The sequence below is a fragment of the Streptomyces sp. NPDC006544 genome, from assembly GCF_040611715.1.
GTDB lineage: Bacteria > Actinomycetota > Actinomycetes > Streptomycetales > Streptomycetaceae > Streptomyces.
The window spans coordinates 66,725-84,377 of the sequence record NZ_JBEXOV010000016.1 but is presented as its reverse complement, the minus strand read 5'-3'; the positions used below and the strand labels follow the sequence as shown (position 1 = coordinate 84,377).

Genomic DNA, 17,653 nt, shown 5'->3' with positions numbered 1-17,653 from the left:
GCCGGGCGGCTCACAGGTCCGGGAGCTCCTCCATCAGGACCGGGCGCCGCTCGCGCCGCGAGCGCTCGCACGCCTCCGCGACCCGGAACGCCGCGAGCGCCTCGCGGCCGTCGCACGCGTTGGGGCCCTCGCCGCGCACCAGCCGGACGAAGGCCGCCAGCTCCGCCTCGTAGGCGGGGGCGAACCGCTCCAGGAACCCCGGCCACGGCTTGGTCGCCGGCGGCGGGCCGTGCGGCTCGGCCGAGGCGATCGGCGTACGGTCGTCCAGCCCGGTGGAGATCTGGTCCAGCTCCCCGGACACCTCCATCCGCACGTCGTACCCGGCGCCGTTGCACCGCGTGCCGCTGCACGTGACCAGCGTTCCGTCGTCCAGGGTGAGGACGGCCGCGGCGGTGTCCACGTCGCCCGTCTCCCGGAAGCGGGGCGGCCCGGCGTCCGACCCGGTCGCGTACACCTCGCGCACCTCGTGCCCGGTCACCCAGCGGACCGCGTCGAAGTCGTGCACGAGGCAGTCCCGGTACAGCCCGCCCGAGGTCGCCAGGTACGCGGCGCTCGGCGGCGCCGGATCGGCGGTCACGGTGCGTACGGTGTGCAGCCGGCCCAGCGCGCCCGAGCGGACCAGCTCGCGCGCCGTGCCGTAGCCCGCGTCGAACCGGCGCATGAAGCCCACCTGGAGCACCCCGCCGACCGCCGCCACCTCGCGCAGCACCGCCAGGCCGCGCTGGAGGTCCGGGGCGAGCGGCTTCTCGCAGAACACGGGCAGTCCGCCGCGGACCGCGCGTACGACGAGCTCCGCGTGTCCCTCGGTGGAGCAGGTCACGACCAGCGCGTCCACGCCCCAGCTGAAGACCTGGTCGACGCCGGGCGCGGCCGTGGCCCCGAGCCGCTCGGCGAGCCGGGCGGCCCGTCCGGGCTCGGCGTCGGCGAGCAGCAGCGAGCCCGCGTCCGGCCTGCGGGCCAGCGCTGCCGCGTGGAACGAACCGATCCGGCCCGTTCCGATGAGCCCGATGCGCATGCACTCAACCTGACCCCGTCCGGGGGAGCTGTCAATCTGCCCGGCTGTGTCCCATTGGGTCCGACATGGCCCCGATGACCTTGCGTGGTGCACTGTGACGGATACTGGGCGGCTGTGGAACAGCGGCGGCACGACAGCGGCGGCAGGACAAGCGAAAGGCACGGCAGACGTGGCTAGGGTTCGGACAGGGGTGCGCGTCACGGGCGCGTTGCTCGCGGCGGTACTGGGTGCCTCCCTCGTGGGCTGCAGCAGTACGGGCGGCAAGCGCGCCGAGGATCGGGCGAAGGCCGAGGCCGCGGGCCGGCCCGCCGTGTCCACCCCGCGCTGGACCGTCGCGATGGTCACCCACGCGGGCGATGGCGACACCTTCTGGGACATCGTGCAGAAGGGCGCCAAGGAGGCCGCGGCGAAGGACAACATCAACTTCGTCTACGCGCACGACGACCAGGCCCAGCAGCAGGCGCAGTTCGTCCAGAACGCCATCGACCAGAAGGTCGACGGGCTGATCGTCTCGCTCGCCAAGCCCGAGGCCCTCAAGGACGTCCTCGCCAAGGCCGTCAAGGCGGGCATCCCGGTGATCACGGTCAACTCCGGATCCGCCCAGTCCGCCGCGTACGGGGCGCTCACCCACATCGGCCAGGACGAGGAGATCGCCGGCGAGGCGGTCGGCACCGAGCTGACCGGGCGCGGCAGGAAGAAGGCCGTCTGCGTCCTGCACGAGCAGGGCAACGTCGGCCACGAACAGCGCTGCGCCGGAGCGAAGAAGACCTTCGGCGGCACCCTGGAGAACCTGTACGTGGAGGGCACCAACATGCCGTCCGTCCAGGCCGCCCTCCAGGCCAAGCTGCAGGCCGATCCCTCCATCGACGCGATCCTCACCCTCGGGGCGCCCTTCGCCCCCACCGCCGTCAAGGCGAAGGACGCGGCGGGCAGCAAGGCCGAGGTCGACACCTTCGACCTGAACGAGTCCGTTGCCCGCGACCTGAAGTCCGGCGCCCTCGGGTTCGCCGTCGACCAGCAGCCGTACCTCCAGGGCTACGAGGCGGTCGACCTGCTCTGGCTCTACCGCTACAACGCCGACGTGCTCGGCGGCGGCCGCCCGGTGCTCACCGGGCCGCAGATCGTCACGGCCGCCGAGGCCGCCAAGCTGGAGGAGTTCATCAAGCGGGGCAGCCGATGAAGCTCCCCGCCCCGGCTCCGGCCCCCGCGCCGGCCGGCCCGGCCGCCCTGGACGAGCGGCTCGCGCACACCTCGCTGCTGCGCCGCCTGCTCGGCCGCCCCGAACTGGGCGCGGTCGTCGGAGCGGCCGCCGTCTTCGTCTTCTTCTCCTTCGCCGCCGACAGCTTCCTCCAGGCCTCGAGCCTGAGCACGATCCTGTACTCGGCCTCCACCATCGGCATCATGGCCGTCCCGGTGGCCCTGCTCATGATCGGCGGCGAGTTCGACCTGTCCGCCGGCGTCATGGTCACCAGCTCGGCGCTGTGCAGCTCGATGTTCAGCTACCAGATGACCGCGAACGTCTGGGTCGGCGTCCTCGTGTCGCTGCTGTTCACCCTGGCGATCGGGTTCTTCAACGGGTTCATGCTGACCCGTACGAAACTGCCGAGCTTCATCATCACGCTCGGCACCTTCCTGATGCTGACCGGCATGAACCTCGGCTTCACCAAGCTGATCAGCGGCTCGGTGTCCACCAAGACCATCGCCGACATGCAGGGCTTCGACTCGGCCCGCGCCCTCTTCGCCTCGCAGTGGACCATCGGCGCGGTCACCCTCAAGGTCACCGTCCTGTGGTGGCTGGCCCTGGTCGCCGTCGCCACCTGGATCCTGCTGCGCACCCGCGCCGGCAACTGGATCTTCGCCGTCGGCGGCGGGGCGGACGCGGCCCGGGCGACCGGCGTCCCCGTCGTGAAGACCCGTATCGGCCTGTACATGGGCGTCGCGCTGTGCGCCTGGATCTCCGGACAGCACATCCTCTTCTCGTTCGACGTGGTCCAGTCGGGCGAGGGCGTCGGCAACGAGTTCCTGTACATCATCGCGGCCGTCATCGGCGGCTGTCTGATGACCGGCGGCTACGGCTCGGCCATCGGCTCCGCCGTGGGCGCCTTCATCTTCGGCATGACCAGCAACGGCATCGTGTACGCGCAGTGGAACCCGGACTGGTTCAAGTTCTTCCTGGGCGCGATGCTGCTGCTGGCCACGCTGCTCAACGCATGGGTCCGCAAGCGGGCGGAGGCGAAGTGACCATGACAGGGACCGAGGAGACCGGGGCCGGGGCGGGCGCCCTGGTGAAGCTGACCGGCGTCAGCAAGTACTACGGCAACATCCGCGCCCTCCAGGGCGTCTCCCTGGAGGTCTCGGCCGGCGAGATCACCTGCGTCCTGGGCGACAACGGCGCTGGCAAGTCCACCCTCATCAAGATCATCGCGGGGCTGCACCGGCACGACGCCGGCACCTTCGAGATCGAGGGCGAACCGACCGTGCTCGCCAACCCGCGCGCCGCCCTCGACCACGGCATCGCCACCGTCTACCAGGACCTCGCGGTCGTCCCGCTCATGCCCGTCTGGCGGAACTTCTTCCTCGGCTCCGAGCCCACCAAGGGGCGCGGCCCCTTGCGCCGCCTCGACGTGGACCTCATGCGCGCCACCACCCGCGCCGAGCTCCTGCGCATGGGCATCGACCTGCGCGACGTGGACCAGCCCATCGGCACCCTGTCCGGCGGCGAACGCCAGTGCGTGGCCATCGCCCGCGCCGTGCACTTCGGCGCGAAGGTCCTCGTACTGGACGAGCCGACGGCCGCCCTCGGCGTCAAGCAGTCCGGCGTGGTCCTCAAGTACGTCGCCGCCGCCCGCGACGCGGGCCTCGGAGTCGTCCTGATCACCCACAACCCGCACCACGCCTACCTGGTCGGGGACCGGTTCGTGCTGCTCAAGCGCGGCACCATGGCCGGCAGCCACACCCGCGACTCGATCACGCTGGACGAGCTCACGCGGCAGATGGCGGGCGGGTCCGAGCTCGACGAACTGAGCCACGAACTGGAGCGAGTGGCAGAATCAGGACCCGACAGCGCTTCCGGCCCCACTGCGGGCACCACCGCACCATGAGGGACGACAGGACTCGATGAGCACGTACCGGGACTTCACGCTCGCCCACCGGGGGGCGGCGCGAGGCACCGTCCTGCGGACCATCGGGACCCGGGAGCGCAGGTCGCACCTGACCGCGCCGCGCGTCCCGACCGTCGGCATCGACATCGGCGGCACCAAGGTGATGGCCGGCGTGGTCGACGCCGACGGGGTCATCCTGGAGAAGATCCGGGCCGAGACCCCCGACAAGTCCAAGAGCCCCAAGGTCGTCGAGGACACCATCGTCGAGCTGGTCCTCGACCTCTCCGACCGGCACGACGTGCACGCGGTGGGCATCGGCGCGGCCGGCTGGGTCGACGCCGACCGCTCCCGGGTCCTGTTCGCCCCGCACCTCGCCTGGCGCGACGAACCGCTGCGCGACGCCCTCCAGTCCCGGCTCGCCGTCCCGGTCATGGTCGACAACGACGCCAACACCGCCGCCTGGGCCGAATGGCGCTTCGGCGCCGGACGCGGCGAGGACCACCTGGTCATGATCACGCTCGGCACCGGCATCGGCGGGGCCATCCTCGAAGGCGGCCAGGTCAAACGCGGCCGCTACGGGGTCGCCGGCGAGTTCGGCCACATGCAGGTGGTCCCCGGCGGACACCGCTGCCCCTGCGGCAACCGCGGCTGCTGGGAGCAGTACAGCTCCGGCAACGCCCTCGTCCGCGAGGCGCGCGAGCTCGCCGCTGCCGACTCCCCGGTCGCGCACAACCTCATCGCCCGGGTCGGCGGCAACGTCCAGGAGATCACCGGGCCGCTCATCACCGAGCTGGCCCGCGAGGGCGACGCCATGTGCGTCGAGCTCCTCCAGGACATCGGCCAGTGGCTCGGCGTCGGCATCGCCAACCTCGCCGCCGCCCTGGACCCCTCCTGCTTCGTCATCGGCGGAGGCGTCAGCGCGGCCGACGACCTGCTGATCGGCCCCGCCCGCGACGCCTTCCGCCGCCACCTCACGGGACGCGGCTACCGCCCGGAGGCCCGCATCGCCAAGGCGCAGCTCGGCCCCGAGGCCGGCATGGTGGGCGCCGCGGACCTCTCCCGGCTCGTCGCCCGGCGCTTCCGCCGCGCCACGCGCCGGCGCGTCGAGCGGTACGAGCGCTACGCGCAGTTCGGCCGGCGCGACGCCACCGGCCCCGAGGACCAGGACAAGCAGTGACACCGCCGACTCTGCCCCGCCAGGCCCCGTCACCCGACGAAGGTGCCGGCGCGCCGACCCCCGCCGAGGACCGCAAGCACGTGGTCCGGCGCCGCTGGATCACCGCGATCATCATCCTGCTGCTGGTCGGCGTCCCCGCGGGCTACCTCGCCGTCTCCGCGCAGCAGAGCCGCCAGAGCGGCCGCGACAAGGCCTCCAAGGTCGGCGCCGCCAAGGTGCGCACGGCCTGGCCCTCCAAGGTGCAGCGCAGCGTCTACGAGGTCCCGATCCCGATGCTGGCCTCGCGGGTCGGGTACCTGGAGACCAACAACTGGCACACCAGCCGCCTGTACACGCAGTTCGCGGTCACCCCGAAGCAGCTCGACGAGTTCCTGGCCGATGCCGGCACCGGCCGCGACGCGCTGACCCCGGGGGTCTCCATCTCCCCGGAGGACGCCAGGGTCGCGGGCTGGAGCTGGAGCCCCGAGCACGACTGGTACGGGGTCACCCTCGACGCCCCGGACCCGCGGCCGACCCGGGACATCACCGTGGACCTGACCAAGCCGACGCATCCCAAGGTGTACGTGGTCTCCACGGCCGTGCCGTAGGCGGCGTAGGGTGCGGGCGGGGGCGGAGCCGTAGCGCAGAGGTCGTCGCGCGCGGTCTCCAACATCGCGAGGACGCCGGTTCGAATCCGGCCGGTTCCGCCTTCCCGCCGTGTCACGGGGGCGCCGGCGCTAGCCTTGGATCATGAAGCTCACCAAGCGGCTGCACTCCTGCGTCCAGCTGGAGAAGGACGGGCACACGCTCGTCATCGACCCGGGCGCGTTCAGCGAACCGGACGCGGGCCTCGGCGCGGACGTCCTGCTCGTCACCCACGAGCACCCCGACCACTTCGAGGAGGGCCGGCTGCGCGCCGCCCTCGACGCCAACCCCGCCGCCCGGCTGTGGACCCTGCGCAGCGTCGCCGAGAAGCTGGCCCCGGCCTATCCGGGGCGCGTCCACACCGTCGGCCACGGCGACACCTTCAGCGCCGCCGGATTCGACGTCCAGGTCCACGGCGAGCTGCACGCCGAGATCCACCCGGACCTGCCGCGCGTCACGAACGTCGGCTACCTCGTGGAGGGGTCGCTCTTCCACCCCGGGGACGCGCTGACGGTGCCCGGCGCTCCCGTCGACACCCTGATGCTCCCGGTCCACGCGCCCTGGAACAAGATCGGCGAGGTCGTCGACTACGTCCGCGCGGTCAGGCCCCGCGTGGCCGTCGACATCCACGACGCCTACCTCGCGGACCTCGCCCGGCCGGTCTACGACGCCGTCCTGGAGGCGCTCGCGGGCTCCCCGCACACACGACTCACCGCCGGGGACACCGTCGACCTGTGACTGTCGGTGCCGGGCGGTAGGTTGGGGCGCATGCGTATCGCCACCTACAACGTCAACTCGATCACCGCCCGGATGCCGCGTCTGCTGGCCTGGCTGGAGAGCTCCGGCACCGACGTCGTGTGCATCCAGGAGACCAAGTGCTCCGCCGAGCAGTTCCCGCACGCCGAGCTGCGCGAGCTGGGCTACGAGGCGGCCGTCAACGCCACCGGCCGGTGGAACGGCGTGGCCCTGATCTCCAAGGTGGGCCTGGAGGACGTGGTCCTCGGCCTGTCCGAGGGCCCCGACTACGAGGGCGTCCAGGAACCCCGCGCCATCTCCGCCACCTGCGGCGGGGTGCGCGTCTGGTCGGTGTACGTGCCCAACGGCCGCGAGGTCGCGCACGACCACTACGGCTACAAGCTGGACTGGTTCCGCGCCCTGGCCGCGGCCGTCGCCGGGGACGCGGCGGGGGAGCGCCCGTTCGCGGTGCTCGGCGACTTCAACGTGGCCCCCACCGACGAGGACGTCTACGACCCGTCCGTCTTCGAGGGCGCCACCCACGTCACCCCCGCGGAGCGGGCCGCCCTGGAGGCGCTGCGGGCCGTCGGGCTCTCCGACGTCGTCCCGCGCCCCCTCAAGTACGACCGGCCGTACACCTTCTGGGACTACCGGATGCTCGCGTTCCCGAAGAACCGGGGCATGCGCATCGACCTGGTCTACGGGAACGCGGCGTTCGCCGAGGCGGTCACCGACGCCTACGTGGACCGCGAGGAGCGCAAGGGCAAGGGCGCCTCCGACCACGCGCCGGTGGTCGTCGACCTCAAGCTGTAGAGAGCTCTCGATCTGTCACAGTGCAGGCGCGCCCTGTCGCCCGCCGGGGATCCTGGTGTCAGGCTGGGGCAATGAACATCCCCTTCCTGGCCAACTGGCGCAGCCGGCACGATACGGAACCGGGTGCGGGAAGACTTGCCGCTGTCCTCGTGGAGGATTCCGAGGGCGTCAACGAGATGTTCGCGGAATGCGAGATGCTGCGCGCGCACGCCCGGTCGGCCGCGCTCGAACTCGACGAGAGCCCGGGCTCGTTGGAGGAGCTCGACCAGCTGATGCCGCGCTGGCGCCGGGATCCGGAGATCACCCCGTGGCTGGGCAACGACGCGGGATTCTACCTCGGGACCGTGATCATCCGGACCATCCCGGGCGCCGGCTGGCAGGTGTGGCCCAACGGCCAGCCCGTGATCCGGCTGGCGTCCGGCCGCGAGCTGAACGTGGTCGAATCGGGCATCTCCTGGGCGATGACCGGTTCCCCCGAGCTCAGCCAGGCGTACGCCGAAGCCTCGGAAGGCTGACCTCGCGGGCCTTTATGTACCGTTTAGGCGTGTCGAGGCGAAGTGCCCTTCCCCGGCTGGATAGTTTGCGCTGACCTCGACACCGACAAGTGGGCAGGGCAGCGTATGGCCGTCGATCCGTTGATCGAGCTGCGGGACGTCAACAAGCACTTCGGACAACTGCACGTCCTCCAGGACATCAACCTCACCGTCGGCCGCGGGGAGGTGGTGGTGGTCATCGGCCCCTCCGGCTCCGGGAAGTCCACCCTGTGCCGCGCGATCAACCGGCTGGAGACCATCGAGTCGGGCACGATCACGCTCGACGGGAAGCCGCTGCCGGCCGAGGGCAAGGAGCTCGCCGCGCTCCGCGCGGACGTGGGCATGGTGTTCCAGTCCTTCAACCTCTTCGCGCACAAGACGGTCCTCGCCAACGTCTCGCTCGCCCAGGTCAAGGTGCGCAGGCGCAAGAAGGACGAGGCCGACAAGCGCTCCCGGGAGCTGCTGGAACGGGTCGGCCTCGCGAACCAGGCCCAGAAGTTCCCGGCCCAGCTCTCCGGAGGCCAGCAGCAGCGCGTGGCCATCGCCCGCGCGCTCGCCATGAGCCCCAAGGCCCTGCTCTTCGACGAGCCCACCTCCGCGCTCGACCCCGAGATGATCAACGAGGTGCTGGAGGTCATGCAGCAGCTCGCCGCCGAGGGCATGACGATGGTCGTGGTGACCCACGAGATGGGCTTCGCCCGCTCCGCCGCCAACCGCGTCGTGTTCATGGCCGACGGAAGGATCGTCGAGGACCGGACCCCGGAGGCCTTCTTCACCGCCCCCGAGAGCGACCGGGCCAAGGACTTCCTCTCCAAGATCCTCAAGCACTGAGGGGCGGCCCGATGAGACATCTGCGCGCCTCGTCCCCGGCCACCTGGGCGCTGGCCCTCGCGCTCCTGGCAGCGGTCGCCGGCTGCGGCAAGTCCGGCAGCCCTCCGGTCAAGGGGCCGCAGCCCGAGGACCTGCCGGTGTACCGGGTCGCGACCGGCTTCCAGCTGCCCGCCTCCCCGACCTGGGAGAAGGCCAAGCGGCGCGGCCATCTCGTCGTCGGCGCCAAGGAGGACCAGCCGTACATGGGGGAGAAGGACCCCGCGAGCGGCCGCTACTCCGGCTTCGACATCGAGATCGCCAAGATGATGGCCGCCTCGCTCGGCTTCGACCCCAAGACCGTCGAGTTCAAGACGATCGCCTCCGCCAACCGCGAGACGGCCCTGCAGAACGGCCAGATCGACTACTACGTCGGCACCTACACGATCAACGCCAACCGCAAGAAGCAGGTCGGCTTCGCCGGCCCCTACTACCTCGCGGGCCAGTCGCTGCTCGTGCGCAAGGACGAGACGCGGATCAAGGGCCCCGAGGACCTCGCCGGCAAGAAGGTCTGCTCGGCCGCCGGCTCCACCCCGTACCAGCGGCTCCAGAAGGAGTTCCCCCGCGCCGTGCTCGTCGCCTACGACACGTACTCGGTCTGCGTGGACAACCTGCTCACCTACCAGGTCGACGCCGTCTCCACGGACGACTCCATCCTGCTCGGCTACGCGGCCAAGGTCCCCGAGGAGCTCAAGGTGGTGGGCAAGCCCTTCTCGGAGGAGCCCTACGGCATCGGGGTCCCGCGCTCCGACAACGCCCTGCGCTTCGCCCTCGACGACGCCCTCGCCGCCAACGAGAAGGACGGCAACTGGAAGAAGGCCTACGAGGCCACCCTCGGGCTGTCCGGCGCGCCCGCCCCGAAACCGCCCGCCATCGACCGCTACCCGGCGAGCTGAAGGGAGAGCACACCGCCATGGACGTACTCACCGACAACTTCTCGATCTACTGGCAGGGGTTCCTCGGCACCGTCGAGCTCACGGTCTACGCCTCGCTCCTCGCCCTGGTCCTCGGCTTCCTGATGGCCGCCTTCCGCGTCGCCCCCGTCGGCTCCTTCCGGGTCTTCGGAACCGTGTGGGTGACCATCCTGCGCAACACCCCGCTCACCCTGCTCTTCTTCGCCGTCCTGCTCGGCCTGCCGCGCTTCGGCATCGTCCTGCCGTTCCAGGTCTTCGCCGTCCTCGCGCTGGGCTGCTACACCTCCGCCTTCATCTGCGAGGTCCTGCGCTCCGGCATCAACACCGTCCCCAAGGGCCAGGGCGAGGCGGCCCGCAGTCTCGGCATGTCCTTCGGGCAGACCCTGGGCACCGTCGTGCTCCCGCAGGCCTTCCGCTCCGTCATCCCGCCCATCGGCTCCACGCTGATCGCGCTCGCCAAGAACTCCGCGATCGCCGGGGCCTTCAGCGTCACCGAGCTCCTGGGCACGTACAAGACCCTCAACGAGCTGGGCTACAACATCATCTGGACCTTCGTCTGGATCGCGGTCGGCTATCTGATCATCACCCTGTCCATCAGCGCGCTCTTCCACGTGCTGGAGAAGCGCCTGGGAGTCGCCCGATGACCGCGCACGCGCTCCACGGGGACCTGGAGTCCACCGCCCTCTACGACCTGCCCGGACCGCGGGCCCGGCGCCGCCACCTCCTCTACGGGGCCGCCTCGACGGTGATCATCCTCGGGCTGCTCGGATGGCTGCTCTACCTGCTCTTCGACACCGACCAGTTCACCGCCGCCAAGTGGAGTCCGTTCACGTACGAGGGCATCCAGAAACTGCTGCTCAGGGGGCTGGGGAACACCCTCAAGGCCTTCGCCTATGCCTCGGTGCTCTCGCTCCTGCTCGGCGCCGTGCTCGCCACGGGCCGGCTCTCGCGGCACCGGCCGGTGCGCTGGCTGTGCACCCTGTGCGTGGAGTTCTTCCGGGCCATGCCCGTGCTGGTGATGATCTTCTTCATCTTCGTCGCGCTCAAGGTCCAGCCGCTGCCCGCGCTGGTCGCCGGACTGACCCTCTACAACGGCTCGGTGCTGGCCGAGGTCTTCCGTACGGGCGTCGACGCGGTGGAGCGGGGCCAGCGCGAGGCCGCGTACGCGCTGGGCATGCGCAAGACCCAGGTGATGTCGTACGTACTGGCCCCGCAGGCGGTGCGGGCGATGCTGCCCGCGATCATCAGCCAGCTGGTGGTAGCCCTGAAGGACACCTCGCTCGGCTTCCTGATCACCTACGAGGAGTTCCTGCACGCGGGCAAGCTGATCGCCTCCAACCTCGACTACGACCTGCCGTTCATCCCCGTGGTGATGATCATCTCGCCGATCTACATCGGGATGTGCATGCTGCTGTCCTGGTTCGCCACCTGGGTCGCCCGGCGCGAGCGGCGCAGCCCCAAGACCGACGCGGTGCGGATCCCCCCGGCCGAGCCGGGATCGGTGCTGGACGGCCGGGTCTGATCCCCTGGGCGAGAGCCCCCGAGAGTCACACCCGGCCCGGCGGTCAGCCGTGGATCACTGCTCGCGCAGCGGTACCGAGACGTAACTGGGATCGGTGCGGGGCGAGGAGAAGGTCAGCTGCGCGCCGGTCGGGTTGTGCTCGATGTACAGCGGGTCGACGGTGTCGACCACCACCGCCAGGCGGTGGCCGGCGGGGACGTCGTAGGCGGTGGAGAAGAGGTCGAGGTCCACGCCGAACGACTGGCCCGCGGGCCTGCCGTGGAAGGTGTACGGGGCGTTGGTGACCAGCTTGCCGATGCCGAGCGGGCCGACGTCGTAGAGGTACGCGACGAAGGTGCCGTCCGACTTCGTGGGCGTGAGCGTGGTGTGCAGCCTGACCGTGCCGCGCACGCGCCGCTCCTCGTCGTGGCGCGGCGACTGCCAGACGGCGGCGAAGGCGCGGGGGAGCAGCGGGATCGAGGCGATCGGGGGTGCCTGGGCGAACTGGTCGAGGACGCTGGACAGGAGGACGATCCCGCCGTCGGCGCCGGAGTCGACACCCGTGAAGAGGTGCTCGCTGTCGGCGAGCATCAGCTTCTCGGTGCCCCCGGAGCCGACCGACTTCCAGTCGGCGTAGCCCTCGTAGCCGCTGTTGCTGCGGGACTTGATCTGGACGGGGGCCTCGGTGTCCACGCCGTTGCGCTCGCCCTTGAGGTAGCGGTCGAACCACCGGTGGGCGTTGGTCCAGGTGTCGTTGGGCAGGCCGAGGAGGCCCGTGCCCTCGGCGGTGGCGTGGTCGCCGGGGCGGAACTCCAGGCGCTTGGGGCCGGTCAGCTTCTCGAAGAAGGCGGCGTACTGGTTGGGCGGGAAGACGGTGTCGCCCCAGGCATTGCCGAGCATGATCGCGGCGCCGTTCGCGTTGATCCGGTCGAGCTGCTCGACGGCGGAGCGCTTCTTGCCCCACTCGATCATCTGCGGTTCCCTGTCGAGCTTCGAGCCGAGGAAGTCGCCGAGGATCTGCTGGAGTTCGGGGCCGGGGCGGCCGGTGAGGTAGCCGGCGGCGCCGAGCAGTCCGGCCGCCTGGAGGTGCTGGGTGCGGCCGGAGTAGATGGACTCGATGAGGTCGGCCCAGCCGCTGAGCGCGACCACCGCCTTGACGCGCGGATCGCGCGCGGAGGCGAGCAGGCTGATGCCGGCGCCGTAGGAGACCCCGCCCAGGCCGATGTGCTCGGCGTCCGCGGGGGTGGTCGCGAGCGCCCAGTCGATGACGGCGGAGACGTCGGCGGTGTCGGCCGGACCGGCGGTCTCGATCTCGCCGCCCGAGAGCCAGAAGCCGCGGGAGGTGTAACTGACCACCACGTAACCGGAGTCGGCGAGCTTCTTGGCCTGGGCGACGTATTCGATCTGCGGCAGGCCCCAGCTGGTGGGGAGCACGATCAGCGGGTACTTCGCGCCTGCCCTGGCGCCCGCCGGGGTGAAGACGTTGCCCTTGAGGGTGATGCCGCCGGAGCCGGGGATGTCGTAGAAGCGCAGTTCCGAAGAGGCGTCGGAGACGGCGGCGGACGGGGTGGCGGACGGGGTGGTGGAGGGGGTGGCGGGCGCCGCCTGGGCCTGATGGGGGGACAGGCCCAGGGCGGCTGCCGCCAGTACGGCTGCCAGGGCAGCCGCAGTGCTGGTGGTGCGGATGGTGCGGACCATCGCTCGCTCCTCGCGTGCGCCGGGTGTCGTGAAAGTGACCCGACGGTAACGGGAGGGGCTTACCGGAAGTAACCCATGGGTAAGTTACGCGGTGGTAACGATTGAATTTTGTTCAGTACGGCTCGGTCCGGCAGGAGGCGGCGGGTCAGCCGCCCTGCGGGGTTCCGGCCAGCGCGCTCATGGACTGCCACTTCTCCCACGACAGGTTCCACTCGCCGTAGCCGTTGCCGACGTCCGCGTTGCCCTTCGAACCGTCACCGGTCACCTCGAAGGGGTCGCCGACCTGGGACTGCGCGAAGAACCTCCCGGCGTTGGCGTCGCTCATGCCGACGCAGCCCGAACTGACGTTGGCGCGGCCGAAATGGGCGCTGTTCCACGGGGCGGCGTGCACGTACATGCCCGACCAGGTCAGCCGGATCGAGGAGTCGACGTCCTTGTCGTAGGCGTCGCCGAGGCCCACGGTCTCGGAGTTCATCCGGATCGTGCCCTCCTTCATCATCAGCACCATCTTCCCGCTCCAGGAGGCCTTCTGGCCCCCGGGGGTACCGGCCGAGACCGGGATGGTGTCGACGTTCTGGCCGTTCTCGGAGACCGACATCTTCTTCGTGTCGAGGTCCACGTGCATCCGGCGGTCCTTGCCGATCTTGAACTCGGTGTTGTAGTCCTTGACGAACATCCCGCCGCCGGGGCCGGAGTCGACGCCGTTCAGGTCCATCTGGACCTTCACGTCGGTGCCGGACTTCCAGTACTCCTTGGGCCGCCAGTCCACCCGGTCCTTGCCCGAGTAGTCCTTGATCCAGCCCCAGGAACCCTCGGTGTCGTTCGAGGTGGTGACCTTCAGCTGCTTCTCGACCTCGGCCCTGTTCTTCACGGGGTTGTCGAAGACGATCGAGACCGGCAGGCCCACACCCACGGTGCTGCCCTTGGAGATGTTGATCGCGACCTTGTTCACCTTGTCGGCGGCCGTCGTCTTGAACGTGGTCGTCGCGCTCTGACTCTCGGTGTTCTGCGCCTCGACCTTGTACTCGGCGCCCGCGGAGGCGTTGCGCTCCGACGTCCAGGTCTTGCCGTCGGCGGATATCTTTCCGGCCAGCTCCCCGCCCTTGGCGTCCGTCACCTTCACCGAGGCGAGCTTGCCGTCGGCGATCGTCACGCTCACCGGCTCGCCGGCCTTGACCTGGTCGCCGGTGAGGTTCACCGAGACCGCCATGTCCGGCTTCTGCTTCATGTCCGACGCGGCCGAGGCGCCCGCGGCGCCGCCGCCGTCACCACCGCCGCAGGCGGTCAGCGCGGCGGCCAGCAATGCGGCGCCCGCCATCGCGGCATGGCGACTGCGTACCCGAATGACCCGGCGTGTGCGGCTCAACGAAACCCCTCCGAAGTAATGATCGTCGCAAAAAGAGATGCGGACGGCACGACTCTAGGTTGCCCGGGATGGGGAAAAGATCAGGAATCCGGGTTGTGACGTACACCGCAGCAGGATGGTCATCGTGCGGTCACAATCGCCGCGCCATCCCGTCATGGACACCTGTGAGAGTCCTGTGCACAGCCCTATGGGGACGTACAGGAAGGCCGGTCAGCCGTGTGCGCACTGCTCGTGAACCCCGCTCGACTGCAGCTCCAGCAGCAGCCCCCACGCCCGGAGCGGCGCCAGGCCCAGCGGCAGGACCAGGTGGGGGACCGTGTGAGGGGCCGGGCGACGGACCGGAGCCGGGAACAGCGTGAGGGAGGGCGTGAGGGCCGGCCCGCGGGCCCGCGCGAGAGGCGGGCGCTCACCGTGCGCTCCCTGTCCGTCCAGGAATATCAGGGATTCCTTTCCCGGCACGGCCGGGCGAGTTTTCTGCAGTACCCGTCCTGGGCCCGGGTAAAGGACCTTTGGCACTCGGAAAGGGTCGGATGGCACTACCCCGGCGGGGAAATGCAGGGTGCCGGTCTCGTTCTCTACCGTCAATTCCCGGGAACCCGGAAATACTTCGCGTACCTTCCCGAGGGGCCCGTCGCGGACTGGGCGGCCCCGGACGTGGACCGCTGGCTCACCCCCCTCAAGGACCACCTGAGGAAGTCCGGGGCCTTCGCGGTCCGCATCGGCCCCACCCCCGCCTACCGGCGCTGGGACGCCGCCACCGTCAAGGCCCACGCGGGCCCCGGCCGGCAGATGTCCGACGTGCTCGCCACCGAGGTCGACCCCGTCGGCGCCGCGCTCGCCGACCGGCTGCGCACCCGCGGCTGGAAGCGCTGCGGTGGCGAGGACGACGGCGACGCCCAGCCGCGCCACGTCTTCCGCGTCCCGCTGGCCGGACGCTCCGTCGACGACCTGTGGTCGGGACTGAACCAGGAGTGGCGGCGCAACGTGCGCAAGGCCCGCAAGGCCGGCGTCGAAACGGTCGTCGGCACCGCCGCGGACCTGCCCGAGTTCTACCGGCTGCTGCACGTCACCGAGGAACGCGACGGCTTCGCCCTCGGCCGCTCGCTCGCGTACTACCAGCGGCAGTACGAGGCCCTGAACGCCGAAGACCCGGGCCGCATGCGGCTCTACCTGGGTGTCCACCAGGGTGAGATCCTCGCCGCGCACACCATGATCGTGGCCGGCGGCCGGGTCTGGTACCAGACCGGCGCCTCGGCCGACCACCGCCGCGAGGTCCGCCCCAGCAACGCCCTGCAGTGGCGCATGCTGTGTGACGCACATGCGCTCGGAGCGGACGTGTACGACATGCGCGGGGTACCCTCCACCCTCGACCCCGACGACCGCTCCTTCGGACTGCTGCGCTGGAAGCTCGGCACCGGCGGACAGGTCGTCGAAACCCTCGGTGAGTGGGAGATCTCGATGGACGGACGCGTCAACGCGGCCCTCTACAGGGCGTTCCAGGCGTACATGGCCCACCGGTGACCGTCGCCGCCACCCGTGCCTCCGGCGCCGGCCCGGACGCGGGCACGGACCCCGAGTCCGCCCCCGCCACCGGGACCGCCCCCGCCACCGGGACCGCCGGCGCCGTGACCGCCGGCACCGGCCACGCGGCACCGGGGAAGACCTCGGTGCTGCGCAGCGGCGCGCTCATGGCGGCCGGCTCGATCGTCTCCCGCGCCACCGGTTTCGTCCGCTCCGCCGTCATCGTCGCCGCCCTCGGCACCGAACTCCTCGGCGACGGCTACGCGGTCGCCAACACCGTCCCGAACATCCTGTACGTCCTGCTCATCGGCGGCGCCCTCAACGCGGTCTTCGTCCCCGAGCTGGTCCGCGCCGCCAAGGAGCACGAGGACGGCGGCGCCGCGTACACCGACCGGCTGCTCACCGTCTGCACGGCCGCGCTGCTCGTCCTCACCGCCGCCGCCGTGCTGGCGGCCCCGCTGATCGTCTCGGCGTACACCGGATACAGCGGCGGCCAGGAGTCCACCACCGTCGCCCTGGCCCGGTACTGCCTCCCGCAGATCCTCTTCTACGGGCTGTTCACCCTGCTCGGGCAGGTACTGGGCGCCCGCGGCCGGTTCGGCGCGATGATGTGGACCCCGGTCCTCAACAACCTCGTCGTCATCGCCGTCTTCGGACTCTTCCTGTACCTCTCCCACGGCGGTCACGGGAGCGCCGACGGCCTCAGCGCCGCCGAGACCCGGCTGCTGGGCATCGGCACCACCGCCGGCATCGTCGTCCAGGCCCTCGGCCTGGTCCCCTCGCTGCGCGCCGCCCGCTTCCGCTGGCGCCCCCGCTTCGACTGGCGCGGCAGCGGCCTCGCCCGTCCGCTGCGCAACGCGGGCTGGCTCGTCATGCTCGTCCTGACCAACCAGCTCGCCTACTGGGTCGTGACCCGGCTCTCCACCACCACCGGCCGCCACGCCGTCGAAGCGGGCCTCGCCGGCGGCGCGGGCTACACCGCCTACAGCAACGCCTACCTGCTGTGGATGGTCCCGCAGGGCATCGTCACCGTGTCCCTCGTCACGGCCCTGATGCCCCGGATGAGCGCCGCCGCCACCGACGGAGACCTCGCCGGGGTGCGCCGGGACGTCTCCTACGCGCTGCGTTCCAGCGCCGCCCTCGTCGTCCCGGCCGCCGCGGTCTTCGCGGCCCTCGCGCCGTGGGTGATCGGCAGCGTCTTCGAGTACGGGCGCACGGGCGCGGCCGACGTGGCCGTCATGGCCGGCATGCTCGCGGCCTTCGCGCCCGGCCTGGTCGCCTACTCCGCGCAGTACGTGCTCTCCCGCGGCTTCTACGCCCTGTCCGACACCCGGACCCCCTTCTTCCTCAACCTCGTCATCGCGGCCCTCAACGCCGGGCTCTCCGCCGCCGCGTACCTCCTGCTGCCGCCCCGATGGGCCGTCACGGGCATGGCCGCGGCCTGCTCGATCGCCTTCACCGCGGGCGCCGCCGGCACCGCGTACGTCCTCGCCCGCCGGCTCGGCCCGCGCGCGGGCACCCGTACCGAACGCCGGAACACCGCCGTACGGACCCACCTCCGGCTGCTGATGGCCTGCGCCCCCGCGGCGGCCGCCGGGTACGGCGCCGCGCGCGCCGTCGACCGCTCCGGGAACTTCGCGGCGGTGGCGGCGGGAACCGCGGCGGTCGTTCTCGTCGTCGTCCTCCTCGCGAGGCCGCTGCGGCTGACGGAGATCACCGACCTGCTCGACTCCGCGCGCCGCAAGCTCAGCGCAGTCCGCGGCCGCTAGCGCCCCGGCCGGCCCCGCT

At 71.1% G+C, this 17,653-nt stretch carries 17 protein-coding genes and 1 tRNA gene; 15 read left to right on the top strand and 3 right to left on the bottom strand.

Annotation, left to right across the window (positions count from 1 at the left end):
- Positions 1-10: 10 nt before the first annotated feature.
- Positions 11-1,015, bottom strand: a complete 1,005-nt coding sequence (locus ABZY44_RS10910; RefSeq protein ID WP_356652164.1) for a Gfo/Idh/MocA family oxidoreductase — start codon at positions 1,013-1,015, stop codon at positions 11-13.
- A gap of 169 nt (positions 1,016-1,184) precedes the next feature.
- Between ABZY44_RS10910 and ABZY44_RS10905 the strand changes: the two genes are divergently transcribed.
- The 13 genes from ABZY44_RS10905 (at position 1,185) to ABZY44_RS10845 (ending at position 11,301) form a co-directional block, all read left to right on the top strand.
- Positions 1,185-2,195 carry a sugar ABC transporter substrate-binding protein gene (locus tag ABZY44_RS10905; protein WP_356652162.1) on the top strand — a complete coding sequence of 337 codons (1,011 nt, stop codon included), beginning with the start codon at positions 1,185-1,187 and terminating at the stop codon, positions 2,193-2,195.
- Positions 2,192-3,256: an ABC transporter permease gene (locus ABZY44_RS10900; RefSeq protein WP_356652160.1), complete on the top strand. Its 1,065-nt coding sequence runs from the start codon at positions 2,192-2,194 to the stop codon at positions 3,254-3,256. The genes ABZY44_RS10905 and ABZY44_RS10900 overlap by 4 nt, the downstream gene beginning before the upstream one ends.
- A 2-nt stretch (positions 3,257-3,258) precedes the next feature.
- Positions 3,259-4,116 carry an ATP-binding cassette domain-containing protein gene (locus tag ABZY44_RS10895; RefSeq protein ID WP_356652158.1) on the top strand — a complete coding sequence of 286 codons (858 nt, stop codon included), beginning with the start codon at positions 3,259-3,261 and terminating at the stop codon, positions 4,114-4,116.
- 16 nt (positions 4,117-4,132) lie between these two features.
- On the top strand, positions 4,133-5,293 hold the full coding sequence (locus tag ABZY44_RS10890) for an ROK family glucokinase (RefSeq protein WP_356652156.1): 1,161 nt from the start codon (positions 4,133-4,135) through the stop codon (positions 5,291-5,293).
- Positions 5,290-5,880, top strand: a complete 591-nt coding sequence (locus ABZY44_RS10885; RefSeq protein WP_356652154.1) for a hypothetical protein — start codon at positions 5,290-5,292, stop codon at positions 5,878-5,880. Before ABZY44_RS10890 ends, ABZY44_RS10885 begins: the two co-directional genes overlap by 4 nt.
- Before the next feature lie 24 nt (positions 5,881-5,904).
- A tRNA-Trp gene (locus ABZY44_RS10880) sits at positions 5,905-5,979 on the top strand.
- A gap of 43 nt (positions 5,980-6,022) precedes the next feature.
- Complete coding sequence (locus tag ABZY44_RS10875; RefSeq protein ID WP_356652152.1) at positions 6,023-6,655, top strand: MBL fold metallo-hydrolase; 633 nt, start codon at positions 6,023-6,025, stop codon at positions 6,653-6,655.
- Positions 6,656-6,685: 30 nt separating this feature from the next.
- Positions 6,686-7,465: an exodeoxyribonuclease III gene (locus tag ABZY44_RS10870; protein WP_356652150.1), complete on the top strand. Its 780-nt coding sequence runs from the start codon at positions 6,686-6,688 to the stop codon at positions 7,463-7,465.
- Between the two features lie 71 nt (positions 7,466-7,536).
- Positions 7,537-7,980 (top strand): DUF6278 family protein, encoded by a 444-nt coding sequence (locus tag ABZY44_RS10865; RefSeq protein ID WP_356652148.1) that lies wholly within the window; start codon positions 7,537-7,539, stop codon positions 7,978-7,980.
- 105 nt (positions 7,981-8,085) lie between these two features.
- Positions 8,086-8,829 (top strand): amino acid ABC transporter ATP-binding protein, encoded by a 744-nt coding sequence (locus ABZY44_RS10860; protein WP_356652146.1) that lies wholly within the window; start codon positions 8,086-8,088, stop codon positions 8,827-8,829.
- Positions 8,830-8,840: 11 nt separating this feature from the next.
- Positions 8,841-9,761, top strand: coding sequence for a glutamate ABC transporter substrate-binding protein (locus ABZY44_RS10855; protein ID WP_356652144.1), 921 nt, complete (start codon positions 8,841-8,843; stop codon positions 9,759-9,761).
- 17 nt (positions 9,762-9,778) lie between these two features.
- On the top strand, positions 9,779-10,423 hold the full coding sequence (locus tag ABZY44_RS10850; RefSeq protein WP_356652142.1) for an amino acid ABC transporter permease: 645 nt from the start codon (positions 9,779-9,781) through the stop codon (positions 10,421-10,423).
- The gene (locus tag ABZY44_RS10845) at positions 10,420-11,301 is read left to right on the top strand and encodes an amino acid ABC transporter permease (RefSeq protein ID WP_356652140.1); all 882 of its coding nucleotides are present in this window, start codon (positions 10,420-10,422) and stop codon (positions 11,299-11,301) included. The genes ABZY44_RS10850 and ABZY44_RS10845 overlap by 4 nt, the downstream gene beginning before the upstream one ends.
- Positions 11,302-11,355: 54 nt before the next feature.
- Here the strand turns inward: ABZY44_RS10845 and ABZY44_RS10840 are convergent, their stop codons facing one another.
- Positions 11,356-12,978 carry a CocE/NonD family hydrolase gene (locus ABZY44_RS10840; protein ID WP_356652138.1) on the bottom strand — a complete coding sequence of 541 codons (1,623 nt, stop codon included), beginning with the start codon at positions 12,976-12,978 and terminating at the stop codon, positions 11,356-11,358.
- A 145-nt stretch (positions 12,979-13,123) separates the two neighbouring features.
- Positions 13,124-14,296 (bottom strand): Ig-like domain-containing protein, encoded by a 1,173-nt coding sequence (locus tag ABZY44_RS10835; RefSeq protein ID WP_356652136.1) that lies wholly within the window; start codon positions 14,294-14,296, stop codon positions 13,124-13,126.
- A 459-nt stretch (positions 14,297-14,755) separates the two neighbouring features.
- Between ABZY44_RS10835 and ABZY44_RS10830 the strand changes: the two genes are divergently transcribed.
- Positions 14,756-15,865 (top strand): peptidoglycan bridge formation glycyltransferase FemA/FemB family protein, encoded by a 1,110-nt coding sequence (locus ABZY44_RS10830; protein ID WP_356652134.1) that lies wholly within the window; start codon positions 14,756-14,758, stop codon positions 15,863-15,865.
- Positions 15,866-15,969: 104 nt separating this feature from the next.
- Complete coding sequence (murJ, locus tag ABZY44_RS10825; RefSeq protein WP_356652209.1) at positions 15,970-17,634, top strand: murein biosynthesis integral membrane protein MurJ; 1,665 nt, start codon at positions 15,970-15,972, stop codon at positions 17,632-17,634.
- Positions 17,635-17,653: the final 19 nt, after the last annotated feature.